The organism is Chryseobacterium sp. AG363 (assembly GCF_003610675.1).
In the GTDB taxonomy this organism is placed as follows: Bacteria; Bacteroidota; Bacteroidia; order Flavobacteriales; family Weeksellaceae; genus Chryseobacterium; species Chryseobacterium cucumeris.
On sequence record NZ_RAQF01000009.1, the window covers coordinates 106,388 to 127,945 of the forward strand.

General features: G+C 34.6%; 21 protein-coding genes. 11 read left to right on the plus strand and 10 right to left on the minus strand.

The features are described 5' to 3' along the window. The first annotated feature begins 11 nt into the window (after window positions 1-11). Genes DEU39_RS24070 through ribA form a run of 4 tightly spaced genes read left to right on the plus strand, consistent with a single transcriptional unit; the run spans window position 12 to window position 1,930 of the window. Complete coding sequence (locus DEU39_RS24070; protein ID WP_062672268.1) at window positions 12-230, plus strand: twin-arginine translocase TatA/TatE family subunit; 219 nt, start codon at window positions 12-14, stop codon at window positions 228-230. A gap of 15 nt (window positions 231-245) precedes the next feature. Beyond that, window positions 246-860 (plus strand): DUF4254 domain-containing protein, encoded by a 615-nt coding sequence (locus tag DEU39_RS24075; protein WP_062672269.1) that lies wholly within the window; start codon window positions 246-248, stop codon window positions 858-860. Further along, a complete protein-coding gene (locus DEU39_RS24080) occupies window positions 857-1,315 on the plus strand; it encodes a hypothetical protein (RefSeq protein ID WP_079240316.1) in 459 nt (152 codons plus the stop codon). Before DEU39_RS24075 ends, DEU39_RS24080 begins: the two co-directional genes overlap by 4 nt. A gap of 18 nt (window positions 1,316-1,333) precedes the next feature. Beyond that, entirely contained in the window at window positions 1,334-1,930 is a 597-nt protein-coding gene (ribA, locus tag DEU39_RS24085) for a GTP cyclohydrolase II (protein ID WP_062672273.1), read from the plus strand. Window positions 1,931-2,168: 238 nt separating this feature from the next. Here the strand turns inward: ribA and DEU39_RS24090 are convergent, their stop codons facing one another. Continuing rightward, window positions 2,169-2,717 carry a hypothetical protein gene (locus tag DEU39_RS24090; RefSeq protein WP_120233639.1) on the minus strand — a complete coding sequence of 183 codons (549 nt, stop codon included), beginning with the start codon at window positions 2,715-2,717 and terminating at the stop codon, window positions 2,169-2,171. A 116-nt stretch (window positions 2,718-2,833) separates the two neighbouring features. On the opposite strand from DEU39_RS24090, the gene DEU39_RS24095 reads away from it, so the two are divergent. From DEU39_RS24095 to DEU39_RS24115, 5 genes are all read left to right on the plus strand, one after another. Continuing rightward, window positions 2,834-4,537: a glycoside hydrolase family 3 protein gene (locus tag DEU39_RS24095; RefSeq protein ID WP_120233640.1), complete on the plus strand. Its 1,704-nt coding sequence runs from the start codon at window positions 2,834-2,836 to the stop codon at window positions 4,535-4,537. Window positions 4,538-4,563: 26 nt separating this feature from the next. Then, window positions 4,564-5,712: an N-acetyl-alpha-D-glucosaminyl L-malate synthase BshA gene (gene bshA / locus DEU39_RS24100; RefSeq protein WP_034695707.1), complete on the plus strand. Its 1,149-nt coding sequence runs from the start codon at window positions 4,564-4,566 to the stop codon at window positions 5,710-5,712. 27 nt (window positions 5,713-5,739) lie between these two features. Beyond that, window positions 5,740-6,996 carry a DUF2851 family protein gene (locus tag DEU39_RS24105; protein ID WP_120233641.1) on the plus strand — a complete coding sequence of 419 codons (1,257 nt, stop codon included), beginning with the start codon at window positions 5,740-5,742 and terminating at the stop codon, window positions 6,994-6,996. A 92-nt stretch (window positions 6,997-7,088) separates the two neighbouring features. Beyond that, window positions 7,089-7,310, plus strand: coding sequence for a PspC family transcriptional regulator (locus DEU39_RS24110; RefSeq protein ID WP_034695702.1), 222 nt, complete (start codon window positions 7,089-7,091; stop codon window positions 7,308-7,310). Window positions 7,311-7,313: 3 nt separating this feature from the next. Continuing rightward, window positions 7,314-7,826, plus strand: coding sequence for a GNAT family N-acetyltransferase (locus tag DEU39_RS24115; protein WP_120233642.1), 513 nt, complete (start codon window positions 7,314-7,316; stop codon window positions 7,824-7,826). Window positions 7,827-7,879: 53 nt separating this feature from the next. On the opposite strand, the gene DEU39_RS24120 is transcribed toward DEU39_RS24115, so the two are convergent. The 4 genes from DEU39_RS24120 to DEU39_RS24135 form a co-directional block, all read right to left on the minus strand. Further along, entirely contained in the window at window positions 7,880-8,614 is a 735-nt protein-coding gene (locus DEU39_RS24120; protein ID WP_076596918.1) for an SIMPL domain-containing protein, read from the minus strand. Window positions 8,615-8,693: 79 nt separating this feature from the next. Next, window positions 8,694-9,506, minus strand: a complete 813-nt coding sequence (locus tag DEU39_RS24125; protein WP_228436903.1) for a carboxypeptidase-like regulatory domain-containing protein — start codon at window positions 9,504-9,506, stop codon at window positions 8,694-8,696. Between the two features lie 3 nt (window positions 9,507-9,509). Next, complete coding sequence (locus tag DEU39_RS24130) at window positions 9,510-10,340, minus strand: hypothetical protein (protein ID WP_120233643.1); 831 nt, start codon at window positions 10,338-10,340, stop codon at window positions 9,510-9,512. Window position 10,341: 1 nt separating this feature from the next. Next, window positions 10,342-11,088, minus strand: coding sequence for a hypothetical protein (locus tag DEU39_RS24135; protein ID WP_062672288.1), 747 nt, complete (start codon window positions 11,086-11,088; stop codon window positions 10,342-10,344). 182 nt (window positions 11,089-11,270) lie between these two features. On the opposite strand from DEU39_RS24135, the gene DEU39_RS24140 reads away from it, so the two are divergent. Together DEU39_RS24140 and DEU39_RS24145 are read left to right on the plus strand one after the other, a co-directional pair. Further along, window positions 11,271-14,411: a UvrD-helicase domain-containing protein gene (locus DEU39_RS24140; protein WP_120233644.1), complete on the plus strand. Its 3,141-nt coding sequence runs from the start codon at window positions 11,271-11,273 to the stop codon at window positions 14,409-14,411. Window positions 14,412-14,543: 132 nt separating this feature from the next. Beyond that, window positions 14,544-14,768: a hypothetical protein gene (locus DEU39_RS24145; RefSeq protein ID WP_147367645.1), complete on the plus strand. Its 225-nt coding sequence runs from the start codon at window positions 14,544-14,546 to the stop codon at window positions 14,766-14,768. Window positions 14,769-14,839: 71 nt separating this feature from the next. On the opposite strand, the gene DEU39_RS24150 is transcribed toward DEU39_RS24145, so the two are convergent. The 5 genes from DEU39_RS24150 to DEU39_RS24170 form a co-directional block, all read right to left on the minus strand. After that, complete coding sequence (locus DEU39_RS24150; protein WP_002981834.1) at window positions 14,840-15,349, minus strand: ferritin; 510 nt, start codon at window positions 15,347-15,349, stop codon at window positions 14,840-14,842. A 127-nt stretch (window positions 15,350-15,476) separates the two neighbouring features. Then, the gene (locus DEU39_RS24155; RefSeq protein WP_120233646.1) at window positions 15,477-15,926 is read right to left on the minus strand and encodes a hypothetical protein; all 450 of its coding nucleotides are present in this window, start codon (window positions 15,924-15,926) and stop codon (window positions 15,477-15,479) included. Between the two features lie 187 nt (window positions 15,927-16,113). Continuing rightward, the gene (locus DEU39_RS24160) at window positions 16,114-17,082 is read right to left on the minus strand and encodes a hypothetical protein (RefSeq protein ID WP_120233647.1); all 969 of its coding nucleotides are present in this window, start codon (window positions 17,080-17,082) and stop codon (window positions 16,114-16,116) included. A 139-nt stretch (window positions 17,083-17,221) separates the two neighbouring features. Next, a complete protein-coding gene (locus DEU39_RS24165) occupies window positions 17,222-19,873 on the minus strand; it encodes a 4-alpha-glucanotransferase (protein ID WP_120233648.1) in 2,652 nt (883 codons plus the stop codon). A gap of 126 nt (window positions 19,874-19,999) precedes the next feature. Continuing rightward, on the minus strand, window positions 20,000-21,166 hold the full coding sequence (locus tag DEU39_RS24170; RefSeq protein ID WP_120233649.1) for a T9SS type A sorting domain-containing protein: 1,167 nt from the start codon (window positions 21,164-21,166) through the stop codon (window positions 20,000-20,002). Window positions 21,167-21,558: the final 392 nt, after the last annotated feature.

Genomic DNA, 21,558 nt, shown 5'->3' on the forward strand with positions numbered 1-21,558 from the left:
AATTTTAAGAGATGAATACACTAACAATACTTGCCTTATCTTGGCAGCACATCCTTATCGTAGCAATACTTTTGGTATTACTTTTTGGAGGAAAGAAAATCCCGGAATTAATGAGAGGAGTAGGTTCTGGGATCAAGGAATTTAAAGATGCAGTGAAAGAAGAAGACAAGCCAGGTGCTGAAAATAAATCTTCTTCAAACAACAACAATAATAATTCTTCAAGCAACTAAAATTCCTTAGAATTAATGAAATTTACTGAGACTGCATGGAAAGTCTTCAATCAAGCTATTGAAGACTATCACGTGTCTGATGACGTTAACACTCTAATTAATAACCCGTTCGAAAAAGATAGTTTGGAACGGATTTTGTATGCAAAGAACTGGATTGATACCGTTCAATGGCATTTGGAAGATATAATTAGAGATGAAAATATTGATCCGGCAGAAGCTCTTCAACTGAAGAGAACAATAGACGCCTCCAATCAGAAAAGAACTGATCTGGTAGAATATATTGACGGCTGGTTTCTTAATAAGTTTGAAAATATAACTCCTAAACCTGAAGCAAAAATAAATACGGAAACTCCCGCTTGGGCAGTAGACAGGCTATCAATTCTTGCATTAAAGGTTTATCATATGTCGTTAGAAGCTAATAGAGAATCCGCTTCTGAGGAACACAGAAATAACTGCCAGGCTAAACTGGACGTTCTGCTTACTCAGAAAGAAGACCTATCAACTTCTATAGATCAGTTGCTTACTGATATTGAAAACGGTGACGTTAAGATGAAAGTGTACAAACAAATGAAAATGTACAACGATGAAAGTCTTAACCCAATCCTTTATCAAAAAGGGCAACAAAAATGAAACGACTATTTTTCTTTGGAGTACTTATCATATTAACATCTTCCTGCGCAACGGAAAAGCTTAATCTTTCTCCGTTGTCAAATAATTTTTATAGTGATGCTAAAGGGTCTGATTCAGACAGAAGCTCAAAGAAGAATTTTAATATCAATATCAAACAGAATGTCAATGCTTCTGAAATTTCAAACATGATCTCTACTTTTCCCAAGTTTAAAAACAACGGATTAAATGATGAGATTACCAGCTTGAAATATAGTCTTCAGAATTATTTATACGCTATTGATGCCAGCAATTCTGCAGGAAAGAGCAGGGCCCTTAAAAGCTTCGAAAAGTCATACAAAAAAATTCAAAAGCTAAGGCAAAATCTTGACAGAGACGACGATGAAGTGCTTAATAGATATCTGGTTCGTTTAAAAACCAACATTTCTGTTATTGAAGATACTTTGCCAGGAAGTTAAAAACTAATTGAACTATCAATGATTAAAATTCAGGCGGAAGCCAATGTTCCCACAGAGCACGGCACTTTCCGAATGATAGCTTTCTCCGAAAACGAAAACGACTGGATGCCTCATATGGCCATTGTTGCTGAAAATACAGATTTTTCAAAACCGGTCAATGTTCGTTTCCATTCAGAATGTATTACCGGAGAAGTTTTCCATTCAAAAAAATGTGAATGCGGCCAACAATTGGATGCTGCAATGAAATATATCCATGAAAACGGTGGAATTATCGTTTACCTTCGTCAGGAAGGAAGAAACATCGGGATCATCAACAAGCTTAAGGCTTACTCACTACAGGAAAAAGGATTGGACACCGTACAGGCCAATCTGGAGTTGGGACTTCCTGCAGATGACAGAAACTTTGGTGTAGCCATTGAAATTCTGAATCTATTGGATGTAAAAGATATCAATCTTCTGACCAATAATCCTGAAAAGGTAAAGTATGTGGTAGACAGCAATATTCACCTTAATTCAAGAGTACCGCTACAGATTCCTGCCAATGAAATAAGCAAAGGATACCTGCAGACAAAAAAAGATTTCTTTGGACATCTTCTGGATGACAATGATAATTAGATAAAATAATAAAAGCCTCGGAAATTTCTGAGGCTTTTTATTAACCTTTTCCGGCTCATACAAGCCCAAAATTACCTTCTGAATATCTGGCGGAAAGATTATATTAAGTAAAAAAAAAACTTATATTAAAAGCTTAATTAGTCAATATCTTCCTTACCTATAATAATAAATCAAAAGCCCCGGAAGATATTCTTCCGGGACTTTTTTAATTATAAAAAACTGAAAAGATATTTCTAAATTATTTAGTCTTAATTTTAGACTCGTCGATATTATAATATTTGATTACACTCTTATAATCATTATAATCTACAGCAGTACCTTTAGCCATTTTTGCACCACCAGTTCCTGTTCCGTTTGCAGGAAGAATAAGAACTCTGAATTTTTTATTCTGATAGTATGATGGATTAGCTGTTAAGCTAAACGTATTGCTAGAATTAATATTTATAGTAGCAGCATACTTACTGAATTCATAAATATAATCTACAGCGTCATTATTGGCATTCCCTACATAATAAGTATATGGTAAAAGTTTCCATACAGGAGAATCTCCATCCATTCCAATCTGCATATAGATAAGTACCATATCGGATTGTATTAATGGCTTATTAAAATCATCACTCCATCTGTAAAGATTATCGTTAACTCTTGTAAAAGTAGGAGATATATCAAATGATTGGTTTATGGTATCATAATCTGTTCCTTGTACTACAGTATCATCACTATTATCACAGCTATACGCAGTAAAACCTACAGCTCCTAGGAATAAGAAAAGAAGTATTTTTTTCATTTTTAGTAAAGTTTAGTTATTATTTATATTGCGTATTCAAATCATATACCAAAAATCTCAAAAACTTTGTTTTCCTCACTTTTTTAATTGTATTTTTGCTCTTATTCAAAAAAGTTATGAAGAAATTATTGTATACTTCACTCTTTATTGCCGCATTGATAAGCCCTAAAGTGAAAGCTCAGTATCAGCCAAAAAATGCTTCCAAGGAAGATGTAAAAAAAGCACAGCAATGGGTTGATAAAACATATAAAAATCTTTCTCAGGATGAAAAACTAGGACAGCTTTTTATTGTGGCATTGTATACCAACAGAGGGGAAGAGTATATCAGCCAGGTAAGAAATATTGTTACGAATGATAAAATAGGCGGTCTGATCTTAATGCAGGATGATGCCGCAAGAGAAATCAATCTCGTCAATGAATTTCAGCAAAAGTCTAAAGTTCCTTTGATGATTGGTATGGATGCTGAATGGGGAATCTACCAGAGAATTGCTACCGCTCACAAATTTCCATGGGCCATGACATTAGGCGCTATTCAGGATAAAAATCTGGTGTATCAGATGGCGGCTAAAATTGCAGAAGATTGCCACAGAATAGGTATCAACTGGGATTTTGCACCTGTGGTAGATGTTAATACTAATCCTAATAATCCGATTATAGGGAACAGAAGCTTTGGCTCTGAAGTGAATAATGTAATCAGCTCTGCCCTATCCTATTCCAACGGTCTTCAGGATCATAATATCTTAGCTGCAATTAAACACTTCCCAGGACATGGAGATACCAGCACAGACTCCCACCTTGATCTGCCTGTAGTTTCTCACACTACCGAAAGGCTTGACGCCGTGGAATTGGCACCTTTCAAAGCATTGATGAATAAAGGAATCGGCGGCGTAATGGTGGCTCATTTATATGTTCCAAGCTTAGAATCAGGAAAAGGAATTCCTGCTTCTGTTTCTAAAAATATTATTACGGGATTATTGAAAGAAAAGCTGGGTTATAAAGGTTTAATCATTACTGATGCCTTAAACATGGCCGCTGTAGCTAATAAATACCAACCGGGCGAACTGGATGCTATGGCCTTTAAAGCAGGAAATGACATTATGCTTTTCTCACAAGGTGTTTCTGAAGGTAAAAAACTGATCCAGAAAGCTATTGATAAAGGAGAAATTTCACAATCCAGAGTAGAGGAAAGTGTGAAAAAAATCCTTTTAACCAAATATTTCCTCGGTCTTACACAATATACTCCTAAAAACCCTGAAAATATCAATAAGGATTTAAATAATGATTCTCATATCCAATTGGTACAAAATCTTTACTCCAATGCATTGACTTTACTAAAGGATGAAAAGAAATTACTGCCTCTCACGGGAAAACAGACTTATTATGTTCCTCTTGAAGAAGCTCCTTATCAGACTTTTGCCAACAGATTGGGTAACAATGTTATCATTAAAAAAGCAGGAGAAATTAATACAATTCCAGCTGGTTCTACAGTTATCGTAGGTTTCCATAAGGATAATTCAACAGCTTATAAGCCATATAAAATCTCAGCAGAATCTAAAAAAGTACTTTCTGATCTTACCAAAAATCAAAATGTTATATTGAATGTTTTCGGAAGTGCTTATGCATTAAAAGATATTGACATCTCAAAAGTTTCAACCGTTCTTGTTTCTTATGAAAACAATGATGATTCTATGAATGCAACTGCGGATGCTCTTAATGGAAAAACAAAAATATGGGGAAAACTTCCCGTACTGGTTAATGATCAGTTGAAGCCAGGAATGGGTATAGATCTTAATGTGACAACCTCAACAAAAACCAAATAATACAAAATTAAAACAACAATAATCTAATGAAAATAGGCATACTTTGCTATCCCACCTATGGAGGAAGCGGAATTGTAGCAACAGAATTAGGAATGTCTTTGGCCAACAAAGGCTATGAAGTACATTTCATCAGTTCTGCACTTCCTGCAAGATTAGATATCACCAACCCGAATATTTTCTTTCACAGGGTAAATGTTCAGACGTATCCCCTTTTCCAGTATCAGCCTTATGATATTGCGTTAAGCTCTATGATTTACAGGGTTGTCAATCTTTACAAACTGGATCTTCTTCATGCACATTATGCCATTCCTTATGCATATGCTGCTTTTACGGCAAAACAAATGCTCAAGGAAGACAATAATGATATTCCGTTGGTCACTACATTACACGGTACAGATATTACCCTTGTAGGGCAGCACCCAAGTTATAAACACGCAGTAGAATTTTCGATCAATCAGTCTGATGCTATTACTTCAGTTTCTGAAAGTCTGAAAAAAGATACCCTTCAGTTTTTCAATATCAAAAAAGAGATTCAGGTGATTACCAATTTTATTGATAATTCCGAATTTGATGACTGCTCTGAGTGCCAGAGAACCCAGTTTGCCAATCCGGATGAAAAAATCCTGATCCACGTGTCCAACCTTCGTCCTGTAAAACGTGTAGACGAAGTGTTGCAGATCTTTAAGAATGTGGAAAGAAAAGTGAAATCCAAGCTGATTATCATTGGTGAAGGCCCCGATATGGAAAAAGTAAATCAGTTTCTGGAAGAAAATCCCGATCTTATTTCCAAAATCCGCCTTTTAGGAAAGGTAAACGATCTATATAAAATCTTACAGCTTTCGGATGTATTTCTTCTGCCTTCCGAGCAGGAAAGTTTCGGTCTTGCAGCATTGGAAGCCATGGCAGCATATACTCCAGTTATAAGTTCCAATGCAGGTGGAATTCCTGAGGTGAATATTCAGGGGGAAACCGGATATCTTGCTGAAATCGGAAATGTAGAAGCTATGAGCAACTACACGATCAAGCTGTTGAGCAATGATGAACTTTTAGCCAAAATGAAGCAAAATGCGAAAGATCAGGCAATAAAATTCGATTTGAAAAACATTCTTCCTATCTATGAGAAAATGTATAGAACAACCATAGAAAATTTTAATAAGGAGCTGACGAAAGTATAATATTTCTATTATATTTACGTCACACTTATGACGGAAAAATTACTTCAATATCTTTGGAACTATAAGGTTTTCAAAAATTTTAACTTCAAGGATATTGAAGGAAATTCCGTTGAGATCATCCATTTCGGAAAATGGAATAAAAATGCTGGCCCTGATTTTCTTGATGCTAAAATCAAAATTAACGGCTTACTTCTCGCAGGAAATATAGAACTGCATGTACGCTCTTCAGACTGGATTTTCCACAATCATTCCCAGGATCCCAATTACCGGAATATTATTCTTCATGTGGTATTCCAGCACGACATAGAAATTCGTGAACTTACAGAAAAGCAAGTTCCAACATTGGAATTGCATAGTTACATTGATGAAAATATCATTTCGAAATATGAAAAACTGGTTGATGGAGAGGAATTTATTGCCTGTGAAAAGATTTTTGATCCGAAAAAATTACCCGTCAATTTTCATGAAGAAAATATCCTGAAAAAACTGGATGAAAAATCTTCAGAGCTTGAACAGAGTTTAGATCTATACAAAAATAATTTTGAGGCTGTGTTATTTCACAGTTTTGCCTATTCATTCGGTTTAAAAGTAAATGCTCCCATTTTCCGGCAGATTGCAGAAAGTATAGATTACAGGATTGTCAATAAAATACGTCAGAATCCTCTGCAGCTTGAAGCCTTGTTATTTGGAATTTCGGGATGGCTTGAGAAACCACAGGACGGACAAATGAAAATATGGAAAAGAGAATTTGATTTCATTAAAGCCAAATTTTCCATTCCTGATTTAAAATTTCATCCCAAGTTTTTAAGACTGAGACCACCGAATTTTCCAACAATCCGGTTATCACAATTGGCTGACCTGTACAGGCAGCAGAATTTATTTTCAAAAATCATGGAAGCAAGAAGTGCAGAACAACTCTACACTATTTTCAAATCTATAAAAGCCTCTGAGTACTGGGATTTTCATTTTAATTTCGGAAGTATTTCTAAAGTACAGTCTAAAACATTGAGTAAAGATTTTGTAGATCTTCTCATTGTAAACACAGTAATTCCTTTACAATATGCTTATTACAGATATCATCAGGAAGATATTGCAGACGAAATCATTGAGCTTTATAAGACAATTGATAGCGAGAAAAATACCGTCATTAATGGCTGGAAAAAACTTGGATTACAGGTCACCAACGCTCTGGAAAGTCAAAGTCTTATTTATCATCATAAAACCTTTTGTGAACCAAAAAACTGTTTATCCTGCGCTATCGGATTCAAACTTTTAAAAGAATAACAGGATCTGAACCGGATATATCATTAAAAAACTTTGTAAAAAAAATTCCTTAACTTTGAGTATTAGATTAACTCTTAAATAACAATCTGGAAATGCTGAGTAATATCCGTCATAAAATGGAAAGAGAATGGTTTGGTGTACTGACAAGAACAGGTGCCAAGCTGGGAATTCCTGTTTCTAAATTGAGAATTTTCTTCATCTACTCTACTTTTGCAACCGCTGGGTTTTTCTTTCTGATCTATTTAGGATTAGCATTTACCCTCTGGATTAAAGATATTTTCATCACCAGAAGACCTAGTGTCTTTGATTTATAAATTATGGAATTTTTACCGATTACTTCTTCAGAAGATCCTAGAGTTCAGGAAATCTATACTTCTTACTCGACGACTTTTCCTGTAGACGAACAAAGAGATAAAGATCAGTTTGACAGCTTATTCTCAAATCCTTATGTAGAATTTACGTCTGTTATCCACGAATCGGAAGCTATCGGCTACCTCATCCTGTGGAAGCTGAGTTCTTTTGTTTTTGTAGAGCATTTTGAAGTGTTTGAAGCATTCAGAAGTAAAAAATTAGGTTCTCATATCATGAATCATTTATCGGACAATTATCCGCAGATTATCCTCGAAATTGAGCCTGCAGAGTTGAGTGAAGATGCTTCAAGACGTTATTCTTTTTATCAGAGAAATAATTTCAGCCTGATTGATACCAATCATGTACAGCCTAGCTATGGCGAAGGAAAAAAATCCTTGAATTTATGGCTGCTTGCTAACTACACTCCTGAAAATGTGGAGGAAGCTAAAAAAGAAATTCATAAAATTATTTATGCTTAAAATATAAAACGCCGGAAAGCTATTCCGGCGTTTTTCTTTTACTGAAATTTATGTTAATTTACTTCATACTCCAGTTTGATGGTAATACTGGCTTCTTTTTCTTTGGATGAAGTATTGAAAGTTCCACCGTAAGAGTAATCCTCATTGGAATTGGGTGCCGTAATCTGAATTACACCCATGGTTGCCTTTTTCAGATTTCCCAGACTGCTTCCCGAGTTTTCCGCAATTTTTTCAGCACGTTCTTTTGCATCTTTTGTAGCACTGGCAATCATTTCCTGTTTCACTGTAGCCAGTTTGGTGTAGAAATAAGCTGGTGAAGAAGAAGTGAATTCAATGCCACGGTTGATAATTTCGGTAATATTTCTGGACAGGTTTTCTATTTTTCCCACTTCTTTACTTTCAATAGAAACCTTTTGGGTAAGATTATATCCGGAGAATTCTCCCTGAACATAGTTTCCGTTTGAATCATTATAACTTCTGAACTGTTTCTGAATATCTACCGAAGAAAATACGATCTCCTTCTGTTGTATTCCTTTTGAAAGCAGATAGTCATTGATTACTTTTCGATCCATTGCCAGCTCATCATAGGCTGATTTCAGGTCCACATTATTTTTGGAAAAACTTCCGGACCAGGTGATCAGATCCGATGTAAACTGCTTGGTTCCTAATCCTGTTACGGAAATGGTGTTTTCAGATTTATTTCTGTTTTTAATAGCATTTCCTAAAAACCCGAGACCAATGACAAATCCTAGTGCTGCAATAGCTACTGCAAAAATGTTTTTATTCATAAAATTTAAGAATTTGGATTGTTATTTCATACTGTATCAATTTCTATTCCAATATTTTAAGAATTTATTAACATTCAAATTACTTTTGATTTTGCTGCAACCTCTCTATAAAAAGTGGAGCTGTCTCTTCCAACCTCAGCATAACGCCGGAAAGATTTCTTGCTTTTACATAGGTTCGTACCTGAGGTTTTGCTAAAAATGAAAATTGAATAAATTCAGAGATTCTGTCACCAGGAATTCCTGCTTTGATAAAATATTCATCCTCTATTCTGTCCCGAACCCATGCAATATGTTCCTGAAGATCGTCATATCTGTATTGTCTCTTCTGCCTTCGGGCTTTCCCGCTGATCAGATCATACACTCCCTGAACATTAAGGTTTCCTAAAAGTATCGGTAAAAGAACACTTTTCACTTCTGCCGGCTTCTCCCTCATTTTCCCTACCGGCTGCGGAAGGCCAACGGCATCTCTTACCTGCTCTCCTTTATCTACTTTGGCTACTATCCGGGAATCTGTTTCCAGATCTCCGGTGAGCTTTTTCACAATTTTTACTTCACCCACATCTCTCGGAATCTGACGAAGTGTGATAAACAGAGGTAAGTTATTACCATTGGTCAGAACTCTTCTGGAGACTCTATTGAAATCTTCTTTTACAAATCTTAACTCATCGTTATGATTGGCTTCAATAGAAAATATACCATCAGAATCGGAATATACTTTCTTATCAGTAGACATATTAATCACGATCACTTTACTCAAATTTTCGCCATTGTCATCCACTATTCGCCCCGTTACTTTCTGTTGAGACCAAACAAAAGTACTGCAAAGAAGCAGCAGGAAAAGAAAAGTATTTCTTTGCTTTGATATTTCAATATTTTCAGTGATATAAGCCAACTTTTAATGTATATATTGTTCTTGAGTTCCTTCTAATTTATGGGTTTTACTATATTCTGCGAAGGCAACTTTAAGTTCATATTCAACGACATTTATACTAAAATCTTTTCGATATCTTTTTGCCAATAAACGCGTTTTATCAGCATACAGAAGAAATGCATCAATCTGTTCTTCATCCATTCCGTACTTTTTCAGGAAATTCAGGTTCACTTCATTTTTTACTCTCCTCAGGAAATCCTGAGTTTCAATGTAATTCGCTTTGGTAATTTTAGGTTGTGTTGCCTTCTTTACCAAACCTGATACAGCATTAAAAACGCCAAACAGATTTACCTGGCCCACATTAAAATCATGACCTGTAAAAGTTTTTGATATAGCATTATTGGGTAAGGGTTGATTCAATGGACTTTTCATATAATCATCCATATCTGATTTTAAGGCCTGAAGTTTTCTGGATTCATTATAGTGCTGATTATCTTTTGCCAGATTTCCGGTAGGCTTGTACTTAATTTTAACCTCGGGAATTTGAATTTCTATTTTCTTCAGAATAATATTGAACGGAGTATTGATCTCTTCTTTGGTCATTTTTTTATCAACACGATAATATCCTTCTTTTACAAATCTGATCTCATCATTTTCTTTGGCTTCAATTTCAAAATTCCCGGACATATCACTTAATGAGCTTTTATTCCCGGAGATATTAACAACGAGTACAGGTACTAAATCCAGTTCATCTCCTGTTATTACCTTTCCTGATATTTTTTGTTGTCCCCACAATTTCGGGGTGATACAAAAAAGCACAAACAATAGAAATCTTTTGATATATCTTATTTCCATATTATCTTTGAGTTTGTGGAGCACGATAGGATGAAATTCTTGTCAGAACAAAACGCTGAAACCTGTTCAGGTCTGCATCGCTACAGAACCCATATTTCAGGATCTTTTTCCTTTCAAAACCGCCTGCAAAAACATAATAAATAAAATGTTCTATCAGAGGTTTCTCAATTTTAAGATTGGTAAAATAATCATCACCAAGGCTTGCTCTGATATATTTCATTAAGTCTACATCATCCCATTTATTTTTAACTTTTCCTATAGAAAACCCTTCCCCTTTCGGCTGTACAAATTCTCCAGGTCTCGCCGCCAATATTCTTGGATCTGATTTCTGAGAAATATACCGATCCATTTCTTTGAGCAGTTTTTCAACCTTTTGAGGTTTATTATAAAGTTTCGAATCAATTTTAAGGTTTCCGGTAAGCCCTTGTTTTATTTCCACTTCAGGAATCTGGATGGTTTGGCGTACAAGCCTTATATTCATAGGAGACTCTGTATTTTCCTGAGAAACTATTTTTGTAAGACGTTCATAACCCGCTTTTATAAAACGTAATTCATCTCCCTGTCTTCCGGAAATCATAAAATGACCATCCCGGTTTGAAACCACTATTTCGTCTGTTCTGATATTGACAACATTCACATCCTGCATTTCAGTACCGCTTTCGGAAATAATTTTACCAAATATATAACTTTGGGCATGGGTATGGATAAAAAGAATAAAGGATAAGAAAAAGAATAGTTTAAGTTTCACGGGCTATTTTTTATAAAGCAAAGCTAAAATTATTTTTAATTTATCCCATAAGTTTAACCACAGTTAACGCGTTTTAATATTTCTTTTTAATTTTTGCCATCTAAACTGTTAAATCAGCTGATTAAATTGTTAAAATTTCTTTTAAATTTTAGCTAACTTGCAGTCTCAATTCTCTTTCAACAATGCAAAATTCTTACACAGTCATCAATGCTTCTGCCGGATCCGGGAAAACCTATGCTCTGGTACAAAGGCTTCTGATGATCTGTCTCCGCTATCCTAATCAGCAGCAGTCGATCAGGAATATTCTCGCACTGACTTTCACCAACAAAGCAGCCAATGAGATGAAGGAAAGAATTTTATCGTGGCTGGGAAATTTCTCAGCGAAAGATTATGCTGAAAATACAGATCTGAACAATATCCAGAAAGCATTTGAAGAACAGGGTTTGAAAATTACCATTGATGAACTTCATCACCGTTCTAAAAAATTACTGGACTACGTTCTCCACAATTATTCCACACTTAATATCGGAACTATTGACCGTTTTAACTCAAGACTGGTAAGAAGTTTTTCTTATGAACTGGGATTGGCGAAAAATTTTAATCTTGAAATTGAAGCTGAGCCGTTTCTGATAGAAGCCGTTGATAAAATGCTGGATCAGATTGGTGAGAATGAAAACATCTCCAATTCTTTCATGGATTATGTAGATTACAGTCTCGAAAATAATGAAAGGATTAACCTTAATAAAAACCTTTATGATTCTGCGAAGGAATTTGTAAAGGATATTCACTACGAGCATCTGAAAAGCAATAAAAGTTTTGACGATGCCAATTATGAAAATATAAAGAATACACTTCGTAAAGAGATTGTTCTCAACAAAAAACAGTCTGCAGAACTCGCTGCCGGTTCTATTGAATTATTCAAATCAAGAAATATTGATATTGAAGATTTTGCTCAGGGTAAAAACGGAATTGGGGGCTTCTTTACTAAGGTTATAGATTTTTATCAGCAGAAAAGAGCCGGATTTCCTTTTCCTACTACGCAGGAGGAATCTGTTATCAATAATTACAGAAAAGGAGCGTCTTCAAAATCGAAACATAAAGAAGCCGAAATTTTCGAAATCCTGGATCAGCTTCTCGACAACAGAATGAAACTGATTCTTCTGTATATTGAGACTCAAAAGAAAGAGAAAGTTTTATCTGCTCTTCTTCCTTTAAAGGTCAATAAGGATATTCAGGATGAGCTACAAAAAATTGAGGAAGAAAATGATCTTGTTCTGCTTTCTAAATTTAATATTCTGATCAATGAAAATCTTAAAAATGAACCTTCGGCTTTTATTTATGAAAAAGTAGGTTCACAGTTTCAGCATTATTTCTTTGATGAGTTTCAGGATACATCAGAACTGCAGTGGCAGAATTTTGTACCACTGAGAGATCATAGTGTTTCTACAGAATACACTTCATTTACATTGGTGGGTGATCCCAAGCAGAGTATTTACCGATTCCGTGGTGGAGAAAGTAAACTGATGCTGGACATTATCAACAAAAAGGAGTTTTCACCTAAGGAAGCAGATCTTCTGGTATTAAAAGATAACTGGAGAAGTGCCAGAAACATTGTACAATTTAACAATGAGTTGTACCGTTTTCATTCTGAAGGACTACTTGAAGAGCATAAAAATATTTTTGGGGAAGATGCTGAGCAAAATCCAAAATCCAAAATGGATGGACGCGTAAGGGTAAATCTAATTGAAAATCTTACGAATGAAGAATTCTACACATATACTTCGGAAAGAATGCAGAAAGATATTCAGGAATGTCTGGATAATGGTTTTAAGTTTTCTGATATTACGATTCTTTGCCGTGGAAATTTTGATATTTTCAGTTATTCTCAAAAGCTGGGAAGCTTAAAAGTTAAGTATAAAGGAGAAGAAACCAATATTAAAACGATTTCTGATAAAGGGCTTACGCTGGAACTTTCCAATACCTTAAAAGCGGTTATTGAATTTCTTCGCTGGGAGCTCAATCCAAAGAATAAACATTGTCTGATTATGATGATGTACCACCTGAATACATTGGGCAAGATTAATATGCCGGATTTCACTTTAGGAATGAAAGAAATTCTGGATATCGAAGTCCATGAAGAAATTCTGCAGTTTATTCAGCAAAAATATTCGCTACAGCTTAAACAGGATAATTTCCCAAGATTCAATCTTTATAATTTCATCGAATATTACATCAATGAATTTTCTGTTGAAAATAAAGAAACAGACTTTTTACTGAATTTCCTGGAAATGCTTTTCAACTTTACACAGAATGCAGGTGCAAGTACCAAAGAGTTTCTGAAATATTGGGACGAAGAGGCTTCTTCATACACTATTCAGGCTTCAGAAAATATTGATGCTGTCCAGATCATGACGATCCACAAGTCTAAAGGGCTGGAATTTCCCATTGTTTTTATCCCTATGATGAACAAAAACCGGGACAGTGAATTTACCAACTGGTTTGATACCAATGAGAATGAAGCATTAAAATCAGTCAACATTAATCAGTTCAGCAAAAACCTGGAAGCTTATGATGACGAAATTCTGTTCTTCAACACTAAAAACTCTTATAAAAACCTGATTGACAGATTATGTCTTCAATATGTTGCGACGACAAGACCTGTTGAACAATTATTTTTTTATCTTCAAAAAGCCAATAAAACTTCTAATAATCTGGAGCTTTTGGAATTCCTTCAAACCAAAAATCCCGAGCAGGCTGATGAGTTTGACGTGTATGCAGTAAATCCTGAGATGCTGAAGAAATATTCAAAAGAGAAAAGTTCTTCTTTTAAAACCCAGAATATTGAGAATCTGAAGAACGTTAATGAAAAAAGTACTTCTATCAAGATTGCAACACCTTCAAAAAACTATCAGGTACGAAATGAAAAGGTAAGAATCGGGCTTTTTGTGCATGAACTTTTATCGAAAATCAATACGGAAAATGATATCGCAAAGGTATTGGATGGTTATGCTTTAGAAGGACAGATTACCCTGGAGGAGAAAAATGAAATACAGGTTACACTGCAGGAAATTGTCAGAACTTATGCAGAATTCTTTGATGAAAAATGGGAAGTAATCAATGAAAAAGATATCATGATTTCTGAAAGAGGAGAAAGCCATATATTCAGGCCAGACCGCATTCTAAAAGGCGAAGAAGGATATATCATTGTTGATTTCAAAACCGGTGAACAAAAAGCAAAGGATGAAGCACAGGTAGAAGGGTATAAAAATATTCTTGAGCGTCTGGGTAAAAAAGTGCTTAAAACACAGATTATCTATCTATAATTTAAACATTCCCAAAAGGTTAATATTATAATTCTTGTAAAAAACCCTTCAAAATAGAAAAGGTTTTATTATTTTTATTCAGTACGAATAAAATATAACCTTTGATTATATTTTGATTAGAACTAACCAGCCATGAGAATATATTTAACTTCCTTTGTAATAAGTCTGATTATGATGTTGTTTTCTACAATGGTCATTTATCATATTGTGGATTACTCAGATTCATCTGCTACAGAAGATAACCGTCATTATATGTCTACTGAAAACATTGCCAATTCATTGTTTCTGAGCTTTGTATTGGGAGCAGTCGTTTTTATTTCTGCAGTGAGAATACAAAGACCTGCGTATAAGAAATAACGATATAATCCTACAATAAAAAACCGCTATTCCTGAGGATAACGGTTTTATATTTTGAAGAATTTTCAATTTTAAGCAGTTGTATCAGGAGTAAATACTCTTTGAGACAATTCCTGATCAAAAAGGTATAATGCAGATGGATTATCACATACCATTTTGATTTTTGTTACATATTGAGAAGCACTTGCTTCTTCTTCTACCTGTTCGTTGATAAACCACTGCAGGAATGATGTTGTTGCAAAATCTCCCTCTTCATTTGCATTTTTTACAATATTGAAAATACTTTTAGTTACGATTTTCTCATGTGCTAATGCTTTTTCAAAAATATCTGTTGCATTTTCGAACTCGTGGGGTGGTTTTGGAATTTCCCCGATGATAATTTCGCCTCCTACATCATTCAAATAATCAAACATTTTATCTGCATGCATCAATTCTTCTTTGCTCTGTACTCTGAAATAGTTGGCAATTCCATCCAGGTCTTTTCCAGAAAACCATGCAGACATTGAAAGATAATATTGAGCAGCGTATTGTTCGTGGGCAATTTGTTCGTTAATTAATTTTGCAATTTTTTCGCTAACCATAAGTATTAAATTTATAGTCAAAAATAGGGAATAAAAGCCCGAAATCAAAAGTTTTAAAGAAAATTAATACAAAAAGGATGGAACAATATCCATCCTTAACACATTAAAAAACTAAAATTACAAGCTGTTATTTTACTTCAGCAGTTCCTGTATTCATCGGCTTTTTCATCATTCTTCTTTCTTTCATTGCCATTTTCATTTTTTCTGCTTTAGCTTTTCTGTCAGCCTGCCATTTATCATATTGATCAGGAGTAAGGATGTTTTTCATATCAGTATCCATTTGTGCCCTTTTGGCCTGCATTTCCTGCATCTTAGCTTGTCTGTCTACTCTATTTTTGTCAAATTCCGCCTTCATTTCAGCTTTTCTTTTATCCTGAAGAGCCTTTATCTGTGCTACCTGAGATGGATTAAGATTAAGGTCTTTCTGCATCTGGTCTAGACGTTCCTGTTGTTTCTGTTCCATTTTCTGCTTCATTTCAACGGCTCTTGCCTGTCTGTCTTGTGGAGTTGTAGTTTGTTGTGCCATTGCAAAACCTCCTATTCCGATAAATGCTATTGCTAAAACTAATTTTTTCATCTTTTTAAAATTTAATTAATTGTTATTTTGTTATTATATCTTTTTGATTATGAACTAAAACATAAGTTAAATTGAGAAATTCATAAATAATGTTAAATTTTAATAAAAATAAATTAACAAAATATCCAAAAAAAGGACAGATTATAAAAACCTGCCCTTCACACCACTTAAATATAATATATGAAAATTAATTCCTTACTAAACTGCCTCTAAAACCGCCACCGCCATTACCACGGTTCTCTTGTCTTGGTGCAGAATTTTCAGATTTTTGTCTGAAACCTCCATTATTTCCTCTGAATCCGCCATTATCTTCTCTTTTAGGAGCTTCTCTTCTTACTTCACTGTTCCCTCTGAAACCGCCTCCATTATTATTTCTGAAGCCTCCGTTATCGGCATTTCCTCTGAAACCGCCTTCGCTGTTGTTTCTGAAACCACCATTATTCTCATTTCTGAAACCAGAATTATTGTTATTTCCGTTATTTCCACGGAACCCTCCTGAGTTTCCATTGTTTCTTGTGTTTCTGAAACCATTATCTGGTCTGCTGTCTCTTCTGATAATATCAAAAGTAGGATTCTCCATTCTGCGGAATCTTGATCGGTCTACCCTGTAAATATTGATATTAATATTTCTATATCTTGGCATTACAGTATATCTCGGTACATAATAAGTTCTTCTGTAATTCTGGAAATAAACTATCGGGCTGGTTCCTCTGTAATAGTTATTCTGGAAAACCACAAATACTCTTGGTCCTAAAATTCTTTCCAGAGCATAAAATCTGTCATAGTACCATCTGTCCGGATTATATCTGTAGAAATTATTCCATGCTGTAAAGCTTGCATACAGATTATTCAATCTCATAATCTGATCTACCTGCCATCTGCTTAATCTGTTCTGTACGAAAAAGCCGTTCCAGTCGATATTAATAATACTTCCTCTGTAGTCGTTATAATAGCTTTGGTAATAATTGCTTGGATAATAGTCCTGTGGATAATTGTAATAATAATCGTCAGGGAAATAATTTCTATCATCTTGATCACTGTAATAACCTCCATCATTCTGATAATAACCATCATCATCCCAACCATTATTTGGATACTGCTGAGCTGACGTCAAAACGCCTAACCCAAAAGCTAATCCCAAAAATATTTTTTTCATCTCTATAGTCGTTAATTGGTTAATATATAGCAGAATATCTTAATTCTATCTTTTTGATACAAATAAAAAAAAGAAGTTAAATCATAAGATTAAACTTCTTTCAAAATATTTACAACTACCTGATAATCAATTGTTAAATTTACACTCTTCCACTATCTTTTACCCAGTGAGCAATTTTTTGATTGAAAGATTTTTTCTTTTTCAGATCTTCAAGCTTGATATGCATTCTGTAGCGCCAATAATGGGGGAAAACGGCAGGATTGTTGATTCTTTCGTTATCCATTTTCTTATTGGTAAGTTCTGCATCTGTGGCCAGAAACTCCTGAATCGGGAAAATAGCCAGCATAGCCTCATTATATAAATGCTGCTTCATGATGATCTCTGCAAGATGAGGATTGAGATCTTCAGGAGCTTTTCCATACTGGATCAGCTGTTGATTGTAGTATTTCTGTGTCAATACAGGATCTTCTTTCCACCATTGTCTCAATGTTGAACTGTCGTGAGAAGAGGCTGTTACTACATTCATATAATTCGCATTCTTAGGATTATAGAATGGAATATTTTCAGAAGGCATTCTTTGTACTTTAAGTGCTATAATAGCCAATTCATCCATCACAATGGGTACGCAGGCAGGAACCATTCCCAGGTCTTCACCGCAGATCAGCATTTTAGTAGCATTCAGGATAACCGGAAGTTTCTCCATGGCCTTTTCAAACCATAAGTGATCCTGTCTTCTGAAAAAGTAATCATGGTAGAGGTCGTAAATACTCTTTTGTTCTGCTTCAGGAAGGTATTGATAAGATTCTGTATTGTAAACATTGAATCTCGGATGGTAAACTGTTTTCCCATTTCTTTCTTCTGTTAAAAACAAAACGTTGGCACAAAGGGAAACTAATTTTTCTTCAAGAGAACCATGTTGTTTTTTCTTAAAGAAGTTAACGAGTTTTCTTTGAGTATCGAACTCTTCTTTGAAAGTATAAGTACCATCTTCATTACGGTTCATAAACTCAAGAGCTTTTCCGCTTTCTTCCCCAAAATAATCCCATAAGATCTTATTGTTGATAAAAGGCTTACAATACCTGTTAAAATTGAACGGAATCTGCCAGGCTTTAAATTCATCCGCTACAATAGGAACAGCCGGATAAAAGTACCCTAAAATTCCCTGTACAGCAGAAACCGGCATTCTCCATATTCTGAAGAATCCTAAAATATGATCAATTCTCATGGCATCAAAGTACTGTTCCAGAGCTTTGAACCTGTTTTTCCACCATTTGTAATCGTCTGCTTTCATCGCTTCCCAGTTGTATGTTGGGAACTCCCAGTTTTGTCCTAATTCAGTAAACTGGTCAGGAGGTGCACCAGCCTGGAAATCCATACCGAATAATTCCGGTTCTGTCCAAGCTTCTACAGAATATCTGTAAATACCAATAGGAAGATCTCCCTTCAACGAAACTCCCAGGTTATGGGTATAATCAACAGCATCCTTCAGCTGTACATGCAATTGATATTGTACCCAGGCATGAAGCATTGAAGTATCATAATCTTTATTTTTCGTTGTAAAAAACTGTGAGATCTTTCCGGCAATGTATTTTTTGTGTGTCTTCCACTCGTTGAAATTAGGTGTTTTATACTTGTCTCTCAAAACACAGAATGCAGAATAAGGAACAAGCCAGTATTCATTATCCTTGATGAATTTTTTGAAATTTCTGTCCTTATAAATTTTGTCTTTTTCCTTGTGGAAAACAGCAGTAAGATATTTCCACTTGCCTTCTATCATCTTTTCATAATCGATCAGATCCAAAGAGTTTAATTTCTCTTTTTCAGACACATACTCATCAACTAATTCTTTCGGTAAAGAATAATCAAGATTTTCTAAAGAGATATACTGTGGATGCAAAGCATATACGGATACAGCTGCATAAGGATAAGAGTCCGTCCAGGAATAATTAGCAGTTGTATCATTGATCGGGAGAATCTGAATAATTCCAAGATTGGTTTCTTTCGTCCAATCTGCCAGTTTTTTAAGATCTGTAAATTCTCCTACTCCAAATCCGTCTTCGCTTCTCAAAGAAAATACAGGAATTGCTACACCGGCATCATGATACATCTGATATCCTTTAAACCTGAAATAATGGTTGGAAACAACCTGTAAAACGTCGGATAATTGGTTAGCTGCCGTGAATCTGTTTTCTCCGGTTTCTACATCTATAACCCTATTTTCTTTAGTATCGTAAACACAATATTTAAATTGGATAAATTCATTCTCCGGAATTTCAACGGAAGCTTCCCACATTCCAAAATCTGTCTGATTAAGATGAATAACTTTGTCATAACTCCAGTTTCCTAAAGATGCCGTACTTCCGAAAAGAACAATTCTCCAATCCGGATTATAAATAGGAGCTTCTATTCTAAAGAGATGGGTATGTCTTTTTAAAACAGTAACTTTTTCAGGAATAAAGTCGTGTAGTTTATTATAAAGAATTTTATTATTTAAATAATTCTCAGGAAAGTTTTTGTTATTCCATTCATCAAAAATGATAAACTCTTTATAATTATGTGGAAAACTCAAATGATGCCCCACAAATTCTTCCCTTAATACATTTCCTTTTTCATTCACTACGCGGTAATGATAGGAAATGAATTTTGAAAAATAGTCTACTTCACATTTCCATAAACCATTCTCCGCGTAAAACATAGTATGGACATGTAAGGTATTCTCCTCTTCACCAAATACCAGCTGCAGGTTTTCTCCAGCATTTACAATATATCCTACATTAAAGTATAGTTTCATCTATATTTTTTTATAAAAGTACATTTTAATATCGAAAAATAAAACTTATTGGATATCAAATAATCATTAAAAAACCTTCTCAAAATAATTTGAAAAGGTCTTTATATGCTGACTAATAGCATCCTATTATTTTGTAACTAAAATCTTTTTATTGAATATAACTTTTCCTGATTCATCGACAATATTTACAATATAAGCTCCTGTCACCAATCCCTTAAGATATACTTTTTCATCTAATGAACCCTCTTTCACAGATAGGTTCTGAGTCATTACATTTTTACCTGCCATATCAAAAATATTCAGTTTAATAGAACCTTTTACATTATTATTAATATGCACATTGATATAGTGCTCATCAACCCTTGTTGGATAAATATCTAGATTTGTAGCCAAACTATTAACTGCTGTAGATTTATCATTAGCAAAATATTTGCTTGCTAAATCATAAATATGAAGTCCCTGTTCTCCCTGAAGCTGTTTAGCCTGCAAAGTTGCCAGATCGACCTCATATAAAGCACCTCCTTTTGCACTTGCTACCACTACTTTACCCTGAGCATTTACTGCAGAACCATTTACCGAATAGTTATCAGGAATACCTGTAATTTTACCTATAAATTTTGCTTTTAAATCCTTTGTCACAACTTTAAAAACATTCCCTGAAGCAGCAAATACATAGAAATTATTATCTGCGTCTGCAATCATATCACCTCCAAAACCGGTTTCCATTGCAGTAAATGAGTTTCTGCCATTTGAGGCATCATCTTTTATGATTCCAAGATCATTTACAGTGTATTGTCCGGCTTCTTTTCTGATTTCTAAAAACTGTGTTCCTGCATTATTTACAGCATAAATGTTTCCGTTATATCCGGTTGCCATTCTGGTAATATGAGAATTAATATCACATGAGGATACTCTTGCTATATTATTTTCCACTAAAGTAATTTCCTTTGTCTTTGGATTTAAAATATAAATATTAGAAGAAAACATCGGCATGTATACCAGATTATTATTCGAAGAATCATACGCAAGAGCAGCTAATGTCACAGCTTGAGAATGACTGTAAGAATTTCTGTCTTCTGCGACAATACCTTTTTTTGCTTGGGAAAATACTTTTGATGAAGCTTCGGCAGTAAAAAACTTCTCTCCTGAAGTTCCATTAGTTCCATCAATGGCACGAAAATCATTGAATGTAATACTTTGCGTATCTTTTCCTGTAATCGCAAAGAAATCCTGCTGTGCTTGGGCATTTACACCGAATAACAGTAAAAACAGAGGGAATAAATGTTTTTTCATATTATATAATTTAATATTCGTAATCGTTTTTATCTTACTAAGTTACATAATTTTTGAATTAGAAAACTAAAAATCCCTGGTATTTGAATAAAATTTAAATAGTGACCCTAGAGAAATTCCAAATGATGAATAATTTGGAATTCGAAATACGAGGTTTTCAAATTCGAGCTAGAATGATAGGTTTTAAATCTGGGTTTCTTCTCATTACCTATTACTCATTACTTCTGTTTCTGTTTGGATTTTGTGTTAGTTAGTTTACGGAGTATGTTGAGTGCTGTTGGTGTAGATGTAGATATAGGTATATAACAAAAAAACCTTTATCGTAAAGATAAAGGTTTTTTAAAAATAAAATAAAAACTGGCGGCGGCCTACTCTCCCGCGTTAGCAGTACC